Below are 715 nucleotides of genomic sequence, written 5' to 3'. Positions count from 1 at the left end.
GTGATGTTTCTCATACCCTTGTGCAGTCCAAGTTGGCAAGAGACCAATGCCGTGTCCGTTGGCGATACTATCGATCTGCATAGCAATGTTGTCGCTATAGAGTCGGCTGACAAATGGTTCTAGAAAAAACTCCCCTTGTTCAGGGTGCGAGAGTAGCAAACCATTCTCTTGTATCGACCCAAAATCTATCCACGGATGTTTGTTTAGTTCTCTCGGGTGGTGGATGGGGCCATGCTTTTCGATGTAGTTTGGCGACGCGAACGGAGTGTAACGAAATACGCCAAGCGTTTCTTTGCGCCAATCCAGCCCTTTGTGTTCACCTAGCCAGATAAACAAATCTGGATCGTGGTGTGTATCGGAAAAATCACTGGTGAGCTGGACTCTGACGTCAGGGTTCTCCGCCAGAAATTCATTGAGCACATCGCCTAACCAACTGCGAACTAACGCTGCGTGGCAAACGATATGTAGAGAGCCTGATACTTGATTATTTAAGCCTTGAAGCGCCTCATAACTTTCCTCGCTGAGCTCTAGGATCTGGCGGCTGTAGTCGGCAAAAATCTCCCCTGCGCGTGTCAGAATCAAGCGGTTGCCTTGTCGAGTCGTTAGCGCTTGGCCAAAGTCGGCTTCTAATTGCGCTAAGCGGCGGCTCACGGTGGATTTCGGCTGATTCAGTGCTTTGGCGGCTGCGGTCAAACTTTTGTGTTGGTTAAGCGCA

At 49.9% G+C, this 715-nt stretch carries 1 protein-coding gene; it reads right to left on the bottom strand.

Translation table 11 applies throughout. The annotated features are described in order from the left end of the window. Positions 1-715, bottom strand: a 715-nt coding sequence (locus R7Q11_RS26245) for a LysR family transcriptional regulator (protein WP_225467007.1), incomplete at both ends; no start/stop codon positions are given.

Source organism: Vibrio sp. 970, from assembly GCF_033339075.1.
The sequence above is the reverse complement of the archived record's forward strand: the minus strand, read 5'-3'. Positions and strand labels throughout refer to the sequence as shown.